14 protein-coding genes and 1 pseudogene are annotated in these 18880 nt (G+C 70.9%); 4 read left to right on the forward strand and 11 right to left on the reverse strand.

Annotated elements, in window-relative coordinates; genetic code table 11:
• Window positions 1–120: 120 nt before the first annotated feature.
• The 3 genes from smc to ABT254_RS27450 all read right to left on the reverse strand — a co-directional run bounded on the left by smc (window position 121) and on the right by ABT254_RS27450 (window position 4805).
• Window positions 121–3729, reverse strand: coding sequence for a chromosome segregation protein SMC (smc, locus tag ABT254_RS27440; protein WP_351475347.1), 3609 nt, complete (start codon window positions 3727–3729; stop codon window positions 121–123).
• A gap of 207 nt (window positions 3730–3936) precedes the next feature.
• The gene (locus ABT254_RS27445; RefSeq protein ID WP_016432419.1) at window positions 3937–4140 is read right to left on the reverse strand and encodes a hypothetical protein; all 204 of its coding nucleotides are present in this window, start codon (window positions 4138–4140) and stop codon (window positions 3937–3939) included.
• Between the two features lie 383 nt (window positions 4141–4523).
• The gene (locus tag ABT254_RS27450) at window positions 4524–4805 is read right to left on the reverse strand and encodes an acylphosphatase (protein ID WP_351475350.1); all 282 of its coding nucleotides are present in this window, start codon (window positions 4803–4805) and stop codon (window positions 4524–4526) included.
• Between the two features lie 168 nt (window positions 4806–4973).
• Between ABT254_RS27450 and ABT254_RS27455 the strand changes: the two genes are divergently transcribed.
• Window positions 4974–6068, forward strand: coding sequence for a CAP domain-containing protein (locus tag ABT254_RS27455; protein WP_351475353.1), 1095 nt, complete (start codon window positions 4974–4976; stop codon window positions 6066–6068).
• 78 nt (window positions 6069–6146) lie between these two features.
• Window positions 6147–6548, forward strand: a complete 402-nt coding sequence (locus tag ABT254_RS27460) for a winged helix-turn-helix transcriptional regulator (protein WP_351475356.1) — start codon at window positions 6147–6149, stop codon at window positions 6546–6548.
• On the opposite strand, the gene mutM is transcribed toward ABT254_RS27460, so the two are convergent.
• From mutM to recG, 8 genes and pseudogenes are all read right to left on the reverse strand, one after another.
• Window positions 6521–7381, reverse strand: coding sequence for a bifunctional DNA-formamidopyrimidine glycosylase/DNA-(apurinic or apyrimidinic site) lyase (mutM, locus tag ABT254_RS27465; protein WP_351475359.1), 861 nt, complete (start codon window positions 7379–7381; stop codon window positions 6521–6523). The genes ABT254_RS27460 and mutM overlap by 28 nt on opposite strands.
• Before the next feature lie 106 nt (window positions 7382–7487).
• Window positions 7488–8351, reverse strand: coding sequence for a ribonuclease III (gene rnc, locus ABT254_RS27470; protein ID WP_351475362.1), 864 nt, complete (start codon window positions 8349–8351; stop codon window positions 7488–7490).
• A gap of 7 nt (window positions 8352–8358) precedes the next feature.
• Entirely contained in the window at window positions 8359–8532 is a 174-nt protein-coding gene (gene rpmF, locus ABT254_RS27475) for a 50S ribosomal protein L32 (RefSeq protein WP_007493396.1), read from the reverse strand.
• Window positions 8533–8534: 2 nt separating this feature from the next.
• On the reverse strand, window positions 8535–9179 hold the full coding sequence (locus ABT254_RS27480) for a YceD family protein (protein WP_351475365.1): 645 nt from the start codon (window positions 9177–9179) through the stop codon (window positions 8535–8537).
• 132 nt (window positions 9180–9311) lie between these two features.
• Window positions 9312–10367, reverse strand: a complete 1056-nt coding sequence (locus tag ABT254_RS27485; protein ID WP_351475368.1) for a F0F1 ATP synthase subunit B — start codon at window positions 10365–10367, stop codon at window positions 9312–9314.
• A 58-nt stretch (window positions 10368–10425) separates the two neighbouring features.
• Window positions 10426–10905 carry a pantetheine-phosphate adenylyltransferase gene (gene coaD / locus ABT254_RS27490; RefSeq protein WP_180292546.1) on the reverse strand — a complete coding sequence of 160 codons (480 nt, stop codon included), beginning with the start codon at window positions 10903–10905 and terminating at the stop codon, window positions 10426–10428.
• 26 nt (window positions 10906–10931) lie between these two features.
• A pseudogene (gene rsmD, locus ABT254_RS27495) lies at window positions 10932–11531 on the reverse strand (16S rRNA (guanine(966)-N(2))-methyltransferase RsmD); the annotation flags it as partial.
• A gap of 125 nt (window positions 11532–11656) precedes the next feature.
• Window positions 11657–13876, reverse strand: a complete 2220-nt coding sequence (gene recG, locus ABT254_RS27500; RefSeq protein ID WP_351475371.1) for an ATP-dependent DNA helicase RecG — start codon at window positions 13874–13876, stop codon at window positions 11657–11659.
• Between the two features lie 168 nt (window positions 13877–14044).
• Between recG and ABT254_RS27505 the strand changes: the two genes are divergently transcribed.
• Both ABT254_RS27505 and ABT254_RS27510 read left to right on the forward strand, forming a co-directional pair.
• Window positions 14045–15895, forward strand: a complete 1851-nt coding sequence (locus tag ABT254_RS27505; protein ID WP_351475374.1) for an HSP90 family protein — start codon at window positions 14045–14047, stop codon at window positions 15893–15895.
• Window positions 15892–18825 carry a tetratricopeptide repeat protein gene (locus tag ABT254_RS27510; RefSeq protein ID WP_351475377.1) on the forward strand — a complete coding sequence of 978 codons (2934 nt, stop codon included), beginning with the start codon at window positions 15892–15894 and terminating at the stop codon, window positions 18823–18825. The genes ABT254_RS27505 and ABT254_RS27510 overlap by 4 nt, the downstream gene beginning before the upstream one ends.
• The last annotated feature ends 55 nt before the right edge of the window (window positions 18826–18880 follow it).

Raw genomic sequence — 18880 nt, forward strand, 5'->3', positions numbered from 1 at the left:
GCCGAGACTATGCCTTCAAGTTTCGAAGTCAAGAGGTCACCCCTGTGACTTTTCAGCGCACCTGTGACGGGAATGTGTTCAACTCTTGAAGAGATTGCTCGGCGCAGATACCGGCTGAGGTCAGCGCAGCCGCTGGCTGATGACCTTCGACACACCATCGCCCTGCATGGAGACGCCGTACAGCGCGTCGGCGACCTCCATGGTCCGCTTCTGGTGGGTGATCACGATCAGCTGCGAGGCTTCCTGCAGCTCCTGCATGATGCGGATCAGCCGCTGCAGGTTGGTGTCGTCGAGCGCGGCCTCGACCTCGTCCATGACGTAGAACGGGCTCGGCCGGGCCTTGAAGATCGACACCAGCAGCGCCACGGCGGTGAGCGAGCGCTCACCGCCCGAGAGCAGCGACAGCCGCTTGACCTTCTTGCCCGGCGGGCGAGCCTCGACGTCGACACCCGTGGTGAGCATGTTGTCGGGGTCGGTCAGGATCAGCCGTCCCTCACCGCCCGGGAACAGCCGGCTGAAGACGCCCTCGAACTCGCGGGCGGTGTCCCGGTAGGCCTCGGTGAAGACCTGCTCGACGCGCTCGTCGACCTCCTTGACGACCTGGAGCAGGTCGGCGCGGGTCTTCTTCAGGTCTTCGAGCTGTTCGCTGAGGAACTTGTGGCGTTCCTCCAGTGCGGCGAACTCCTCCAGGGCGAGCGGGTTGACCTTGCCGAGCTGCTGGTAGGCCCGCTCGGCCGCCTTGAGCCGCTTCTCCTGCTCGGCGCGGTGGAAGGGCCTGGGCTGGTTGCGGGGATGCTCCGGGTCCTCGGGCAGCTCCTCGCCCTCGGCGGGCGGTGAGGGCGGTACGAGCTGGTGCGGGCCGTACTCGCTCACGAGCCCGGCCGGCTCCACGCCCAGCTCCTCCAGCGCCTTGGTCTCCAGCTGCTCGATCCGCATGCGCTTCTCGGCGCCGAGCACCTCGCCGCGGTGGACGGAGTCGGTGAGCTTGTCCAACTCGGCCTTGAGATCCCGGCCGGTGGTGCGGGCGGCGGCCAGCTCCTGCTCCCGGCGGGCCTTGGCGGCGTCGGCCGCGGTGCGTTCCTCCTCGGCACGGGCGAGGGAGACCTCGACGTGCGCGAGCAGCTGCCGGGCGCCGGAGGCGACGGCTTCCGCCACGGACGCCTCGTACTTGAGGCGCGCCCGACGCTGCTCGGCACGCGCGCGTGCGTCCCGTTCCGCTCGGGCGGCGCGGTCGAGGGAGTCGGCACGGCCGGCGAGGCCCTTGACGCGCTCTTCGTGGGTACGAACCTGGAGGCGGGCCTCCATCTCGGTCTGACGGGCGTTGGCGCCGTCGGCGGCGAGACGGTCCCGTACCGAGGTGTCCGGTTCCTCCTCGACAGGCATCTCCTCGGCGACGGCGAGGCGTTCGGCGAGGACCTCGACCTCTTCGAGGGCCTTGTCCAGCGCGTCCTGCGCCCGCGCGGCGGCGGCGACGGTGCGCTCCGCCTCGCCCGCCGCGCCCCGGGCCTGCCCGGCGAGCCGGCCCAGCTGCTGCGCCACGGCCGACTTCTCCCGGTCGGCGGCCCTGCGCCTCTCCCCCAGCTCCTCTACGAGCGCCGCGCATTCCCTGCGCCGCTCGGTGGCCGCGTGCTGTGCCTCGGTGAGTTCCTCGCAGCGCACGGCGAGCTCTTCGAGCTCGGCGGCGGCCTCGTCGACGGAGGCCTGTACCTCCAGCAGGCTGGGCGCGCCGGCAGAACCGCCGTGCGCGAAGTGCGCGCCGAGGAGGTCGCCTTCGGCGGTCACGGCGGTGAGGTCCGGTCGTCTGTAGACGAGCTCTTCTGCGTCTTCGAGGGTGGCGACCACGACGATGCCCGCGAGGAGACGGCGGATGGCGGGCATGAGGTCGGAAGGCGCGCGGACGAAATCTGCCGCGTGAGGTTGTTGGGTGTCTGCGGGTTCGCTGTGGCTGGTCGCGTCCTGCGGCGGAGCCGCATATTGATACAGCCCCGCACCCGTTTGGGGCGCTTCCGGCGCACCCGCCAACAGCAGTGACGCCCGGCCGCCGTCCTGTTTGCGCAGCAACCGGATCGCGTCCGCCGCGGCCGACGGGGACGTCACCGCGAGGGCGTCCGCCGCCGCGCCGAAGGCGGCCGCCAAGGGGACCTCGTACCCGGGCGTGATCGTCAGCAGTTCGGCAGCTGGGCCGAGCAGACCGGAGAGACGATCCTTCGCCCCCAACAGCGCGCCCGTGCCATCCTTGCGCCGCAACCCCATCGCCAGCGCTTCATGCCTGGCCTGGGTCGCGGCTCGGCTGCGCTCCGCCGCGGTGGCCGCCTCGCGGGCGGTGGTCAGGGCGGCCTCCGCCTCGGCCAGTTGCTGCTTGGCCGCCGCGTGCTGCTCGGCCAGTTCCGTGTCGTCCGCGTCGAGGCCGTCGACCTCGGCCTTGAGCGCCTCGTACTCCTCCTGGGCCGCGACGGCCCGCTCCTGCGCCTCGTCCCGGGCCGCGGCCAGGCGGTCGATCTCGGCCTGGGCGGAGGCGGCCCGCGAACGGGCCGCGCCCACCTGCCCATTGAGCCGGGCGAGGCCCTCGCGGCGGTCGGCGATGGCGCGGGCGACGTCCTTCAGACGCCGTTCTTCCTGCGTGAGTTCGCGCTCCAGCTCGGCCCGGTGCGCGACCGTGTCCTCCAGAGCCCGCTCGGCCGCCTCCAGCGCCGCCTCGAGCTCGGCCTCCTGCTCACGGATACGGGCGGCCTCGCGCTCCATGTCCTCGGGGTCGCGACCGCGCCGCTCCTCCGGCGGCGCCGACGTCGCGCTCTTCACCCGCGCGTCGGCCAGCGAGATCGTGCCGCGCACCCGCTCGGCCAGCTGCGACAGCTCGTACCAGGTCTGCTGGGCCCGCTGGAGGCGGGGAGCGAGCTGTCGTACCTCGTCCTCCAAGAGCGCCTCGCGCTGCAGTGCCTTCTTCAGCTCCTGCTCGGCGGCTTCCTTGCGTTCCTTGAGCGCGGCCTCGTCCGCGACCTCGGCCTTCAGCGCCTGCCGCAGCCGTACGAGATCGTCGGCGAGGAGGCGCAGACGCGCGTCGCGGAGGTCGGCCTGGATGACGGCGGCCCGCCGGGCGACGGCAGCCTGCCGGCCCAGCGGCTTGAGCTGTCTGCGCAGTTCGTCCGTCAGGTCCTGCACGCGCGCGAGGTTGGCCTGCATCGCGTCCAGCTTGCGCAGGGCCTTCTCCTTGCGCTTGCGGTGCTTCAGCACGCCCGCGGCCTCTTCGATGAAGGCCCTGCGGCCCATCGGGTCGGCGTGCAGGACGGAGTCGAGCTGGCCCTGGCCGACGATGACGTGCATCTCGCGGCCGATGCCGGAGTCGGAGAGGAGTTCCTGGATGTCGAGGAGACGGCAGGTGTCGCCGTTGATCTGGTACTCGCTGCCGCCGTTGCGGAACATGATCCGCGTGATGGTGACCTCGGCGTACTCGATGGGCAGGGCGCCGTCGGAGTTGTCGATGGTCAGGGACACCTCGGCGCGGCCCAGCGGCGGGCGGCCGGTGGTGCCGGCGAAGATGACGTCCTCCATCTTGCCGCCGCGCAGCGACTTGGCACCCTGCTCGCCCATCACCCAGCTCAGGGCGTCCACCACATTGGACTTGCCCGAGCCGTTCGGTCCCACGACGCACGTGATGCCCGGCTCGAACCGGAGCGTGGTCGCCGAGGCGAACGACTTGAACCCGCGGAGGGTCAGGGCCTTGAGGTGCACGCCGCTGGACTCTACCTTCCGCCGGTATCCCACTCCATGAACCCACGGTTTCACCCTTGAACGTGCAGGGCACACCAAACGTTAAAGAGGGTGAAAGGATGCACGGGGGAAAGAAAGAAGGGACGCCGAAGCGTCCCTTGCAAACTCTGACAACTTAGCGGTTGATACGGGCGGCCCAACCACTGCTGTCGTGGTTCGATGCAGTGATCAGGTGAGCGCAGGCTCCGCCTGGTGTGCGTCGATGCTCTCCATGATCCTGTCGTGAGAAGCGGCAGCCGCGAGCGCGTCGTTCTCCGCCTGGATCCGTACGAGCTCGGATTCCAGGTCCTGGACGCGCTGCTGGAGCCGTCGCATCTCGGCGAGGAGTCGAGGGTCGGAGCCGCCGACGTAACCGAGAAGCGCCTTTGCCATGATGGATGGTCCTCCACACTGAGTGACCGACCGAAGCGGTGTGGGTCGTGAGGGAATCGCACCCGCGGTGCTTGACACTATGGAGTTCATGCTGCCGTTCATCCATGCCAAACAGCTAAGGTGCGCGGGGTGCTTTCAGCGTCTCACCAAAAAGTTTGACGGTCAACACGATCACGCCCTGTATTGGCGGGCAACCCGGGGGCGCGCGGCCTGAAAGCGGCGGCGCTGCGACTCCTGCGGGGCTCTCAGGGCGTGGCGATCATTCTTGGGTGCGCAGCCTGCCACGACAAGCGGTTCTTGGCAACCACCAGGCAATTTCCGCTCCGGGCACCTGCCGAGGGCATGTCCGCCCACTGCCACCGGGGCCTCTTTACAGAATCGGCTCAGCGGATGGCGAAGCCGTCGTACCCCCCGCGCGGTGTGTCCCAGATCTCGGTGACACCCTCGACACGGCCGGGCGTGTCGTCGCCCTCGAGCCAGTCGAGCAGCCCTTCGCACCGCTCCCGGGGGCCTTCGGCGACCACCTGCACCCGTCCGTCGCCCAAATTGAGAGCAAAACCACTCAGGCCGCCGAGCTCGAGGGCCTTGGCCCGCGTGAACCAGCGAAAACCCACACCTTGGACGCGTCCCCGCACCCAGGCGACCAGCCGCACATCCTCGCTCATGGGTGCAACCTAACCGGCCAATGTCTCTCGGGACACATCCTCCTCTGACGCCATGCGGTACCGTCCCCACCCAATGAATCTCATATGAAACTCACTCGATCGTGTGAGTTGGATCACCGAGCAAGATCATATGGGACACGTTGATCGCAAGACGAGGAAGGCCAAGACATGGGACGCCACCGACGCTCCGCCGCCGGCCGCGCCGCCACGGGCCGCGCCACGGGGGTCACAGGTAGGGACGGCTCGTACGCGAGCAGCTACGACCCCCAGCAGTACTCGTACAGCTATGACCCGCCTGAGGCCGGCGCGGGCGACGAGCGGCCCACCCTGGGCACCGCCCCGTATCTGCGCTCCACGGAGTACGCCGAGGCCTCCGCGAGGAGCGCCGCGTACCTGTTCGCCACCGAGGACGACTACGCGACGGTGTTCCCGGAGCACGCTCCCGACAAGGGCTCCCGGCGCGGGGGCTCGCGCCGGCGCCGGAAGAAGGCCGTGACGCCGGTGCGCACCGGCCTGCTCGGGGTCTCCGCCGCCGTCGCCATCGGCACGGTCGCGGTCGCCACGGGCGCGATGCCCGGCCTCGACAACTACAAGCTGGGCGGCAGCGGCAGCTCCGACAAGGTGCAGGCCGCGAACACGCCGACCAACTCGGCGACCGAGCAGGGCGGCACGTCCGGCAGCGCCGCCGGCCGTGACGAGGGCTCCTCGACGAGCCGCGACGCCGACCGCTCGGCCTCGCCGAGCCCGTCGACCTCCTCGGCCGCGCCGACCACCGCGCCGCCGAAGAAGCCGAAGGCCACGCCCACCGAGAAGCCGCACAAGACGCCTCCGCAGCAGCGGACCAAGCCGCCCAAGCAGACCACCGCTCCGGTGACGGTCTCGGCGGCGGCCGCCGCCGAGGCGGAAGTGCTCAAGCTGGTCAACGAGGAGCGGGCCAAGGTCGGCTGCAGCGCGGTCTCCGCCAACAGCACCCTCTCCCAGCTGGCGGAGAAGTTCAGCGACGCCATGGCCGCCCAGGGCTTCTTCGACCACACCGACCCGAGCGGCGCCTCGCCGTGGGACCGGGCGGCGAAGCTGGGCATAGCCAACCTCGGCGGCGAGAACATAGCCCGGGGCCAGGCCGACGCGGCCGCCGTGATGGAGGCCTGGATGAACAGCCCCGGTCACCGCGCCAACATCCTGAACTGCGACTTCAAGACGCTGGGCGTCGGTGTGCACTTCGGGTCGGGCGGCCCCTGGTGGACGCAGGACTTCGGGTACTAGACGGGGGCGACGACCGGTGCACTAACTCACGGTTAGTGCAACCTGTCGGTTAGCGCTGCACTCAAGTACGCTTGAGGTATGGACACCACGCAGGAGCTCATGGAGGCGGGCGACCTCCCGTTCAACGTGTTCGCCAAGGCCTGTCCCTCGCGCGGCACGCTGGAGCACGTCACGGGCCGCTGGGGCGGCCTCACGCTGTGCGCCCTGTTCGAGGGTTCCCTGCGCTTCAACGAGCTGCGCCGCCGGGTCGACGGCGTGAGCGAGAAGATGCTCTCGCAGACGCTGCACGCGCTCGAGCGCGACGGCCTGGTGCACCGCGAGGCCCAGCCGACGAACCCGCCCCGCGTGGACTACGAGCTCACCCCGCTCGGCCGCGAGGTCGCCGAGCGGCTGCTGGCCCTCGTCCATCTGCTGGAGGGCCGCATGGACGACGTCCTCGCGGCCCGCGAGCGTTACGACACCACGCGCGGCGGCCTCTGACACTTCGGGCAGAAGTAGCTCGACCGGTTCATCCAGGGGCGCCGGCGCATCGGTGTGCCGCACCTCTTGCAGGGCAGACCCTCCCGGCCGTAGGCGTCCAGCGACCGGTCGAAGTAGCCCGACTCCCCGTTGACGTTGACGTACAGGCTGTCGAAGCTGGTGCCGCCCACGGCGAGCGCCTGGTTCATCACATCCCTTGTGTGGCCGAGGAGTTCGGCGGTGCGCGGGCGGGTGAAGGTCGCGGTGGGGCGTTCGTAGTGGATGCGGGCGCGCCAAAGGGCCTCGTCCGCATAGATGTTGCCGACTCCGCTGATCAACGACTGATCGAGCAGGGCCCGTTTGATGGTGCTGCGCTTGCGGCGCAGCGCCTGATGGAAGGCCTCGTCGTCGAACAGCGGGTCGAGGGGGTCGCGCGCGATGTGCGCTATGACGTCGGGCAGGCCCTCGGGGGTGTTGTCGTGCAACGACAGGCCGCCGAAGGTGCGTTGGTCGACGAAGCGGAGTTCCGTCTTGAGGTCGTCGGCGAAGCGCACGCGGATCCTGAGGTGCTTCTCGTCCGGGGCCGCGTTCGGCTGGACCAGCAGCTGGCCGCTCATGCCGAGGTGGGCGAGGACCGACTGGTGGGTGTCCTCCAGGGGCAGCCACAGGTACTTGCCGCGGCGGCTGGGCACGCCGATGCGATGGCCCTTGAGGCGGTGCGCGAAGTCGTCGGCGCCGGCCACATGACGGCGTACCGCACGCGGGTGCAGCACCTCCGCGTCGGCGACGACGCGATGGGCGACCCAGCGCTCCAGACCGCGCCGGACGACCTCGACCTCGGGCAACTCGGGCATCGGGACCCCCGTACGGGCTGTGGACGATCCGAGCGCCCGCCCCGGGGAGGGACGGACGCTCGGGTCGCTGTTCGTCAGAAGGAGACGTCCGTCGGTGAGACGTCGGTCAGGCGGAGACGGACGACGGTCCTTCGCCGTCCTGGGCAGCGTTCTCGGCTGCGGCCTTCTCGGCCGCGGCCTTCTCGGCCGCGGCCCTGGCGCGCTCGTCCGCCGCGGCCCGGATGGACCGCCACGCGGATTCCGCGGCCTGCTGCTCCGCCTCCTTCTTGCTGCGGCCGGTGCCGGTGCCGTACGAGACGCCTCCGACGCGGGCGGCAGCAGTGAAGGTCTTCTCGTGGTCGGGGCCGGTCTCCGTGACCAGGTACTCGGGCACGCCGAGGCTCTCGGTCGCGGTGAGCTCCTGGAGACTGGTCTTCCAGTCCAGGCCGGCTCCGAGGTTGGAGGACTTCTCGATCAGCGGGTCGAAGAGTCGGTGGACGAGCTCGCCCGCCGCTTCAAGACCCTGGTCGAGATAGACAGCGCCGATCACCGCTTCCAGGGTGTCGGCGAGGATGGACGCCTTGTCCCGGCCGCCCGTGCCCTCTTCGCCCCGGCCGAGCCGGATGAAGGAACCCAGGTCGAGCCCACGGCCCACCTCCGCCAGCGCACGCGAGTTGACCACCGCGGCCCGCAGCTTGGCCAGCTGGCCCTCGGGCAGGTCGGGGTGGGTGCGGTACAGCGTGTCCGTGACCACGAGGCCGAGCACGGAGTCCCCGAGGAACTCCAGCCGCTCGTTGGTCGGCAGACCGCCGTTCTCGTACGCGTACGAACGGTGGGTCAGCGCTCGCACCAGAAGGGCGGACTCGAGCTTGTACCCGAGCCGCCCTTCCAGAAGCGTGTGGGACGAGGCCGTGTTGTCCGACTTTTTCCTGGCGGTTGGGTCCGCCTTGGCGTCATCCGCCTTCTTGGCAGTGGACACGGTGCCTCTCACCAGCCGCTCAGACCTCGAGGACCTGGCGCTTGTTGTAGGTGCCGCAAGACGGGCACGCGATGTGCTGCAGCTTGGGCTCGTGGCAGCGCTCGCACGCAACCAGGGTGGGGACCGCAGCCTTCCACTGCGACCGGCGGTGGCGCGTGTTGCTGCGCGACATCTTCCGCTTCGGAACAGCCACGGCTACTTCTCCTGCTTCTCGTCGACGCCCGCATCGGCGCCGCTCATCTCGTCCTTCTCGCCGTCTCCGAGTGAACCGGCGAGTCCCTGCAGTGCCGCCCAACGGATGTCGACGGCGTCATGGTGGTGGTCCGGGTCGTCCGCCAGCCGCGCTCCGCACTCGGAGCACAGACCGGGACAGTCTTCCTGGCACACCGGCTGCATCGGCAGTGCGAGCACCACCGCATCGCGCAGCACGGGCTCGAGGTCGAACAGGCCGTCCTCGATGAAGAGCCTGTCCTCGTCTTCCTCGGCGTCGTCGGCCGGCTCCGCTTTGGGGCGGCCCCGGTCATCGGCGTCAGGGTACGAGAACATCTCCTGGAATTCCGCTTCGACGTCCAGCTGAAGCGGCTCCAGACACCTTACGCACTCCCCCTCGGCCTGTGCACGGGCGGTGCCTGTGACAAGCACCCCTTCCATGACCGACTCGAGGCGGAGTTCGAGCTCCACCGAAGCGCCTTCCGGCACTCCGACGACTCCCGCGATACCGAGGTCCTTGGGAGCGTCGACCGTGCGGGTCAGGCGCTGCAGCGCACCGGGCCGCCGCCCCAGCTCGTGTGTGTCGAACACGAGAGGCTTGCGGTGGTCGAGGCGGGCGTTCAGAGCCATTCCTGCTTTCGGTCTTCCAGCTCAGGGGGACGCTGCCCTTCGGTGTCCCCGGGCAGCGCTGATCGCGGACGTACACGCGACCGAAGAGCCAGGATACTGGACCTTTCGCTCACGGCCCAATCCGGTGGCTGCTTACTGGCCGCGCCCCTGTTCGTAGGCCCTCAGTTGCTCGGGCGTGATCATGCCGGTGTCGAAGAGACTGGTCTCGTCGAGGGCGTACGACTGGTGCTCCTGGGGCTGCTGGTGCGCCTGCTGCATCTGGCTCGGGTCGTACGCCGGCTGCTGGCCGGTGTCGTAGCCCTGGTAGGCATACGGATCGGCCTGCTGGTAGCCGTAGGCGTCCTGCTGGCCGTAGCCCTGCTGCTGGTACGCGCCCCCGTACGGGTCGGTCTGCTGCTGATAGCCGTACGCCGGCTGCGGCTGGGCGTAGTCCTGCTGCTGGGCGGGCTGCTCGGCCTGGGGCTTCGGTTCCGCGACGGCGGCGAGGTCGGCCAGGTAGTCGGCGTCGCTGGAGTGCTGGAAGGACGTGGAGTCGTCGGCGAGGGCGCCGAGGTCGTCGGTGGCGATACGGCCGTGCAGCTTCTGGCGGCCGCGGCCGACGGCCTCCAGGGTCTTGGCGAGGACCGCCTCGAAGGCGCCCAGCTTGGCGTCGACGTAGGCGTCGGCGTCCTTGCGCAGGGTCTCGGGGTCGTGGCTGCGCTCGGGGGCGTCCTCGTCCTCGTAGCCCTGCTCGTCGACGCCAGGGCCGGTGCCGAGGAGCTTCTCGCGGCCGCGGCCGACGGAGCCGAGGGTCTTGGTGAGGACGACCTCGAAGTTGGCCAGCTTGGAGTCGACGTAGTCGTCGGCCTCCGCGCGGACCTCCTCGGCCTCCTGGCGGGCCTCGGCGAGGATCCGCTCGGCCTCGGCCTGGGAACGGCGGGCGACCTCGGTGTCGGAGATGAGGGAACCGCGCTCGGCGTGCGCCTGCCCGATGATCCGGTCGGCCTCCTGACGGGCCTGCTCGACCATCTGCTCGCGGTCGCCGATCAGCTCCTGGGCCTGGGCGAGGGAGCCGGGCAGCGCCTCGCGCAGCTCTTCGAGCATCGAGAGCAGCTCGGCGCGGTTGACCACGCACGAGGCCGACATGGGCATCGACCGGGCGCCGGAGACCGCGGCGACGATCTCGTCGAGCTTCTTCTGCACGTCCACCGTGTGCTCGCCACTCTCTACAGCTGTGTTGGAGACGGACGGGACGACTGTAGCCCCATCAGTCCTTGCGCAGGCGCTTGTTGAGGGCCTCCAGGACCATCGGCGGCACCAGGTGGGAGACGTCTCCGCCCCAGGTCGCGACCTCCTTGACGAGCGAGGAGGACAGGAAGCTGTAGGTGGGGTTGGTCGGCACGAAGAGTGTCTCGACGCCCGAGAGGCCGTTGTTCATCTGGGCCATCTGCAGTTCGTAGTCGAAGTCGCTGACCGCCCTGAGGCCCTTGACGATGGCCGGGATGTCCCGTTCCTTGCAGTAGTCGACGAGGAGACCGTGGAAGGCCTCGACGATCACGTTGCCGTACTCGGCGGTGACCTGACGGATCAGGTCGATCCGCTCGTCGATCTCGAACAGGCCCTTCTTGGACTTGTTGATCATGACCGCGACATAGACCTCGTCGTACAGGCGAGAGGCACGGGAAATGATGTCGAGGTGTCCGTTGGTGATGGGGTCGAACGACCCGGGACAGACGGCGCGGCGCACTAGTGATCCCTCGCTCTCCGGTCCGGTCATCGTGCGTCTTCGCACGTAGAGGCGGCGCGACCGTACCAAAACGTTCCCTCGCCGTAGCGACGGGCCTTGACCGCGTCGAAACCCTCGGGCCACCTGAATTCGCCGCCTCTGGTGCTGCGCTCCACGGTGACGATCGCCTCCGGCGCGAGCCAGCCTCCCGAGCGGAGTGTGAGGAGAATCTCGCGAAGATCGTGATCCGTGACTCGGTACGGCGGGTCCAGGAAGACGAGGTCGTACGGGTCTGCCGGCGCCGGCGTCTGGATGATCTGTTCGGCTTTGCCCGCCCTCACCTCGGCGCCGGGGAGTCCGAGAGCTTTGACGTTCTCGCGGATGACTCGGGCGGCGCGGGTGTCCGCCTCGACGAGGAGGGCGTGGCTCGCGCCTCGGGAGAGGGCTTCCAGGCCCACGGCGCCGGAGCCGGCGTAGAGGTCGAGGACGCGTTCGCCTTCCAGGGGACCGCCGAGGAGGGACTGCCAGGTGGAGAGGAGACCTTCGCGTGCGCGGTCGGAGGTGGGGCGGGTGCCGGTGCCTGGCGGCACGGCCAGGCGACGTCCGCCTGCCCGGCCGGCGATCACGCGGGTCATTGTCGGGGTCCTTGTTCGTGGGCGGCTTTGGGTTCAGTTTGGCAGGCCTACTGGGTGGGGCGTCTTCGCCGTCGGCGGGTGCGGGCTTGTTGTGGCTGGTCGCGCAGTTCCCCGCGCCCCTGTCGGGGCGCTCCACCTCAGCCCTTTTCCAAGTACTGCTCCCTCTCCTCGTCCAAAAGGGCGTCCAGGGCCGTCCGGAGGCCGGGGAGTCCCGTCAGTTCCGGATCCGCCGCCACGACCGCGGCCGCTTCCTCCCTCGCCTCCGCGATGACCTCCTCGTCCTCGATGACCGCGAGGACCCGGAGGCTGGTGCGGGCGCCCGACTGGGCCTGGCCGAGGACGTCGCCCTCACGGCGCTGTTCCAGGTCGATACGGGAGAGTTCGAAGCCGTCGAGGGTGGAGGCGACCGCGGTCAGGCGCTGACGGGCCGCGCTCGCCTCGGGCATCTCGGTGACCAGGAGGCACAGGCCGGGTGCCGAGCCGCGGCCGACGCGGCCGCGCAGCTGGTGGAGCTGGGAGACGCCGAAGCGGTCGGCGTCCATGATCACCATGGCCGTGGCGTTCGGCACGTTGACGCCCACCTCGATGACCGTGGTGGCCACCAGGACGTCGGTGTCGCCTGCGGCGAAACGGCGCATGACCGCGTCCTTGTCGTCGGGGTGCATCCTGCCGTGCAGGACCTCGACGCTCAGGCCCTGGAGCGGGCCCTTGGCGAGCTGGTCGGCCACGTCGAGGACGGCTAGCGGGGGGCGCTTCTCCGCCTCGTCCTCCGGAGATTTCTTCTTGCCGGACTTCTTCGGGTCGTCCTCCTCGTCGCCGATGCGGGGGCACACGACGTACGCCTGATGGCCGCCCTCGACCTCCTCGCGGACCCGCTCCCAGGCGCGGGAGAGGAAGTGGGGCTTGTCGGCGGCCGGGACGACGTGCGAGGCGATGGGCGAGCGGCCTGCGGGGAGCTGGTCGAGGACCGAGGTCTCCAGGTCGCCGAAGACGGTCATGGCGACCGTGCGCGGGATGGGGGTGGCCGTCATGACGAGGAGGTGCGGGGGCTGCTTGCCCTTGCTGCGCAGGGCGTCGCGCTGTTCGACGCCGAAGCGGTGCTGTTCGTCTACGACGACCAGGCCCAGGTCGTGGAACTGGACCTTGTCCTCGATCAGGGCGTGCGTGCCGATCACGATGCCGGCCTCGCCGGTGACCAGGTCGAGCAGGGCCTGACGGCGGGCGGCGGCGCCCATGGAACCCGTCAGCAGCACCACCTTGGTGGAGTGCTCGGCACCGCCCAGCATCCCGCCCTCGGCCAGCTCGCCCATCATCTCGACGACGGAGCGGTGGTGCTGCTGGGCGAGGACCTCGGTGGGCGCGAGCATGGCCGCCTGGCCGCCGGCGTCGACCGTGGCGAGCATGGCGCGGAGGGCCACCAAGGTTTTTCCCGATCCGACCTCGCCCTGCAGCAGCCGGTGCATCGGATGCTCGGTGGCCAGGTCGTCGAAGATCTCCTTGGAGACCTTCTGCTGGCCCTCGGTGAGGGTGAAGGGGAGGCGGCCGTCGAAGGCGGTGAGCAGGCCGTCGGGTTTGGGTCTGCGGGCGACCGCGGGGAGCTGTGCGTCGGCGTGCCTGCGGCGGGCGAGGGCCACCTGGAGGACGAACGCCTCGTCCCATTTGAGGCGGGCCCGGGCGTCCTCGATGTCGGCCTTGGTGTGCGGGCGGTGGATCTTGAGCAGGGCCTCGGGGAGGGAGACCAGGCCGCGGCCCTCGCGCAGTCCCTCCGGCAGCGGGTCGATGGCCTCCTGGGCGGCGGGCAGCACCGTCTGGAGCGCCTTGCCGATCTTCCAGGACTCCAGTTTGGCGGTGGCCGGGTAGATGGGGATGAGGGCGCCGGCCCAGGTCTCGACCGTTTCCTCGCTGTCGCCCCGTAGCAACTCATAGGCCGGATGGGCCAGTTGCAGGCGGCGGTTGAAGACGGAGACCTTGCCCGCGAACATCGCGCGTGTGCCCGGCAGGAGCTCCTTGTGGGGCTTGTGAACGCCGTTGCCGAAGAAGACCAGTTGGAGGCGGCCGCTGCCGTCGGTGATGGTGACCTCGAGGCGCTGGCCCTTGCCGCGGGGGGCCTTGGCGGAGGCGAAGGTGTGCAGGCGGGCGTCGGCGACCATCGCGACCACCGTGACGTGCTCGTCCATCGGGAGGTCGGCGAGGTGGGTGAGCTGGCCGCGCTCCTCGTATCTGCGCGGGTAGTGGTGCAGGAGGTCGCCGACGGAGTGCAGGCCGAGGTGCTCGGCCATCACCTTCGCGGTGGCGGGGCCGAGCACTGACTTCAGTGGTTGCTTCAGTGGTTCATCCAGTGCGGGCACGAGATCCATTGCACACCACGCCACTGACAATCCCGTATACGTCCCGCGAAACCCCTGGTCAGACGGCTCGTTCCGGCCTTAGGATGGCGCGCTCCGGCCATCCCCCGCGGTCACCGCCCCACCAGGGACCGCCCGACCCCGCGCCGTCGCGAACCTCCCCCCACCGGCGCTGCGACGATGGACTCCCAGACTTCGAAGTCATCCCAGCCGTCCCAGTCACCCCAGCCGCCTCATACGTTCCAGGTCGACCTGCGCGGGCTGGTGGACCTGCTCTCCCATCACCTCTACTCCAGTCCCAAGGTCTATCTGCGGGAGCTGCTGCAGAACGCCGTGGACGCCATCACCGCCCGGCGCGCGGAGCAGCCCGACGCGCCGGCGCGGGTGCGGCTGTACGCGCAGCCCGGTGCCTTGCGCGTCGAGGACTCGGGAGTGGGGCTCACCGAGGCGGACGTGCACACCCTGTTGGCCACCATCGGGCGCAGCTCCAAGCGGACCGACCGGATCGCCGACGGGATCCAGGAGGTCCGCTCCGACTTCCTCGGGCAGTTCGGCATCGGCCTGCTGGCCTGTTTCGTGGTCGCCGAGCGGATCCGGGTCGTCAGCCGCAGCGCCCGCACGCCGGACGCGGCGGTCGTGGAGTGGACGGCGAGCGACGACGGTTCGTACACCGTGCGGACGCTGCCGCAGGAGGCCCGGCCGGAACCGGGCACCACCGTGCATCTGGTGGCGCGGGCGGGGGCCGGCGAGTGGCTCGCGCCCGAGCGGGTGCTGACGCTGGCGCGGGACTTCGGGTCGTTGCTGCCGTACGACGTCCGGGTGGGCGACGAGGCGGTCACCGACCTCCCGGCGCCCTGGGACCGGTCCTACCCCTCCCCCGCCAACCGGCGGGTTGCCCTGGCGCGGCACTGTCACGATCTGTTCGGCTTCACCCCGCTCGACTCGATCGAGCTGAACGTGCCGCTCGCCGGGATCCGCGGTGTGGCGTACGTCCTTCCGTCGGCCGTGAGCCCCGCCCAGCGGGCGACGCATCGGGTGCATCTGAAGGGCATGCTGCTGACCGAGCGCGCCGAACAGCTGCTGCCCGACTGGGCGTTCTTCGTACGCTGCGTACTGGACACCGACAGTCTGCGGCCCACGGCCTCCCGCGAGTCGCTGTACGAGGACGAGACGCTGGCCGCCGTACGGGAAGCACTGGGGACAAGGATCCGGTCCTGGCTGACCGGGCTCGCGGCCGGCGATCCGCAGCGGCTGGCGGCCTTCCTGTCCGTGCACCACCTGGGGGTGAAGTCCCTGGCGCGGCACGACAAGGAGATGCTGCGGACGATGCTGCCCTGGCTGCCCTTCGAGACCACCGACGGGCAGCTGTCGCTCGAGGAGTTCGCGCTGCGGCACCCGGTGGTGCACTTCACGCGGACCGTGGAGGAGTACCGGCAGGTTGCGCCGATCGCGTCCGCGCAGGGCGTCGGGGTGATCAACGGGGGTTACGCGTACGACAGCGAGCTGGTCGAGGCGCTGCCGTCGGTGCGGCCCGGGACGGTGGTCGCGGAGCTGGACGCCGACACGGTGACCGCGCATCTGGACGCGGTGGACCCGGCCGAGGAGCTGGCCCTGTCCGGCTTCCTGGCGGCCGCGCGGGCGAAACTCGATCCCCTGGGCTGCGATGTGGTGCTGCGGGCCTTCCACCCGCTCTCCGTTCCCGCACTGCACCTGGACGACCGGGCGGCCCGCCATGAGCAGGCGCGCGCCGAGGCCGAGGAACAGGCCGACGATCTCTGGGCGGGCATCCTGGGGTCACTGCGTGGCAGCGCCCCACGCGCGCGTCTCGTGCTCAACCACCTCAATCCACTGATCCGGCGGATCAGTTCGCTCGGCGAACCGGAACTGATCGGCACCGCCACCGAGTCCCTGTACGGGCAGGCACTGCTCATGGCGCAGCGCCCGCTGCGGCCGGCGGACACGGCGCTGTTGAACCGGGCGTTCATCGGCCTGCTGGAATGGGCGACCCACGGGGAGGACGGCAACTCATGAGCGGGATCACGGACTTCGACTCCCTGCGCCGCGCGCTGGCGGAGAACGCCGAACAGCCGGAGGGCCCGGCGCGCAACGCGCGCGCGGAGCAGCTGCTCGTGGAGGCCGAGAAGCTGGGCATCCCGCTGGCCGTGATCGAGGCGCTCGGGCACCAGCTGAAGGTCTACAACTACAGCTCCGAGAAGGACAAGATGTTCGTCCCCTTCGCGCGTCTGCTGCGCATGTGGGACGAGCGGCCCGGTGACTTCGACGAGTACGAGGCGCACTCGCTGCACTGGGTCTTCAAGTGGATGTCGGCCGGCATGCTCGACCAGCCGCATGTGCCGCTCGCCTCGATCGAGAAGTGGCTGGGCGAGATGGAGCACCGCTACCGGCTCGCCGGGCACTCCGAACGGGCCGTGCGCAGTGCCGAGCTCAGCGTGGCCGCGCATATCGGGGACATCGAGCGTGCGGAGCGGGCGTACGCCGCGTGGCTGGCCGCCGACCGGGACGACATGGCCGACTGCCCCGCGTGCGAGCTGCACGGGCAGGGCTGGTGGCAGGCGGAGCAGGGTCGGGACGCGGAGGCGCTGCTGCTGTGGCGGCCGGTCCTGGAGGGCGAGTTCACGTGCGCGCACGAGCCGCACACGGTGCTCGCGTCGTCCCTGGTGCCCCTGCTGCGGCTGGGCCGCACGGACGAGGCGCGCGCCAACCATCTGCGGGGTTTCCGGCTGGTGCGGTCCATGGAGAGCATGCGGGGCGCGTACGCGGACCACGTCGAGTTCTGCGCGCTGACCGGCAACGAGGCGCGCGGTCTGGAACTGCTCGCGGAGCGGCCGGCGTACTTCACGGACACCGGGCAGCCGCGCAGCCTGCTGGACTTCCTGAGCGTGGTGACGCTGCTCATGGAGCGGCTGGGCGAGGCGGGCCTTGCGGACCGTGAGGTGCCCGGGCCGGCCGGCCGGACGTGGACGGCGCGCGAACTCGCCACGCACGCGCGTGCCGAGGCGCTCGCCCTGGCCGCGCGTTTCGACGAGCGCAACGGCAACGGGTACGTCAGTGAGCGGGCACGCGCGCGTATGGGGCAGCGGCCGCTGGTGGAGCGGCTGCCGCTCGGGGTGCGGGCGACGCGCCCGGTCTCCGCGCCCGCGGTGGCGCCGCCGGCCGCCGTGACCGCGGACGTGCCGGATCTGCCCGCCCTGCTGGCCGAGGCACGCCGGCTCTCGCACACCCTGCAGCCGAACGCCATGGACGCCTGGGCGGCCGTCTCGCGTGCCGCGGAGGGCGTCGAGCTGGACGCCCGCGACCGCGCGGAGATCGCCGACCACGAGGCGATGGACCGGGGCCCGGAGGGCGCCGCACTCTTCGAAAGGGCCGCCGAGCTGTACGCGGAGGCCGGCGACCCCGGTGAGGCGCTGGCGGCACGCACGCGTGCGGCGTATGTACGCGCGCTGTCGGGCCGGGTGGACGAGGCGCTGGCGGCGGTCGCGGAGCCGTACGACCAGGCCCTGGCGCTGTACGCCGACGACGCCACCGGCGTGCGGCAGACGGCGTCCGTGCTGATGGGACGGGCGCGGATCCTGATGCGCCGGGTGCAGGAGGCGGGCGAGCCGGCTGAGGAAACGGTTCTCGCCGACGCCGAGAGCGCCGTACGTGAACTGCTCGCGCTGGTCGGCGGGTACACCGGCGACGATGTGCGGATCGCCTCGCGGGAGGCCGAGGCTCAGGCCATGCTCGCGGACCTGGCGGTGCGTGGCGGGGATCTTGAGGCGGCCGTGGAGCTGTTCGGGCGGGCCACGGCCGGGTTCGTCGGGGCCGGGCTGCCGTGGTTCGCGGTGGAGTACGAGGCGCGACTGGCCGGGCTGGCGCATCACCTGGGCGACGTCTCGGGGGCGGAACGGGCGCTGCGGGCGGCCCTGGAACACGGCGGTGCGCATCTGGAGGCGGTCGGGCGGGCCCAGCTGCACCTGCAGCTCGCCGAGGTGCTGGGCGGCCGGGGGCTGTCCGTGGAGGCCGCCGAGCACGCCCTGGAGGCGGCGCACTGGGCCGACGAGGCGGGCGAGGGCCCGACGATCGGCGCGTGGGCGCGGCAGCAGCTCGGCGGGTACCTGCTGCGGCAGGAGCGGTGGGCCGAGGCCGCGGAGGTGCTGGAGTCGGCGCTGCCCGACCTGAGCGCCGAGACGCACGGGGACGGCGCGGTCGTCCAGACCCAGTGGTGGCTCGGTGACTGTCTGAGCGAACTCGGCGAGCACCGCGAGGCGGCCGAACGGCGGTTGCAGGCCGCCGAGATCGCCAAGGAGTGGCCCGAACAGCACGACCACGCGACGCTCGCCCACCTCGCCGCCGAATCCCTCGGGGCGGCGGGGATGCCCGTCGAGGCGGACCGGGCGTACGCGCGCGCCGGCGACCTGTGGCGCTCGCTCGGCAACGTCCACGGTCTCGTACGCTCCCTGCGCGCCCGCGCCTGGCTCGCGCTGCGCGCGGAGGACGGGACGGACGCGGCACGGGAGCTGATGGCGGGCGCGGTGCGGGAGTGCGAGGCGGCGCTGGGCGCCGCCGGGGCCGACGAGGAGGCCCGGCAGCGGCTCGTCGCCGAACTCGGGCACACCCACCGCCAGTTCGGCGACCTGCTCGCCCGCTCCGCCACGGAGGACGCCGACGACGACGCGATCCGGACGGCACTCGAAGACGCCCTGTCGCAGGTCACCGAGGCGATCGCAGTGTTCGCCTCCCTCGGCGACGCCGCCCTGGACAGCCGCACCGGCGCCGAACTCGCCGCAGGCTGGCTGGAGGCCGATCTCACCCGCCCGTCCCGGGCAGCAGCGCGCGCACGCGCGGTCCTCGCCGCATACGACGGCGCCCCCACCGAGGACGAAACGGCACAGGCCCGAAAGGCGGAGGCGGAACAGATGCTGCAGGTGGTGGAGGAACAGGAGGCGGGTGGGGCCTGAGCCGGGAGCTCCGGGGCAGACCCGACGGGGGCAGCAGTCCGACCCGGCAGGGTCG

Source organism: Streptomyces sp. NPDC001137 (assembly GCF_040298885.1).
Taxonomy (GTDB): domain Bacteria; phylum Actinomycetota; class Actinomycetes; order Streptomycetales; family Streptomycetaceae; genus Streptomyces.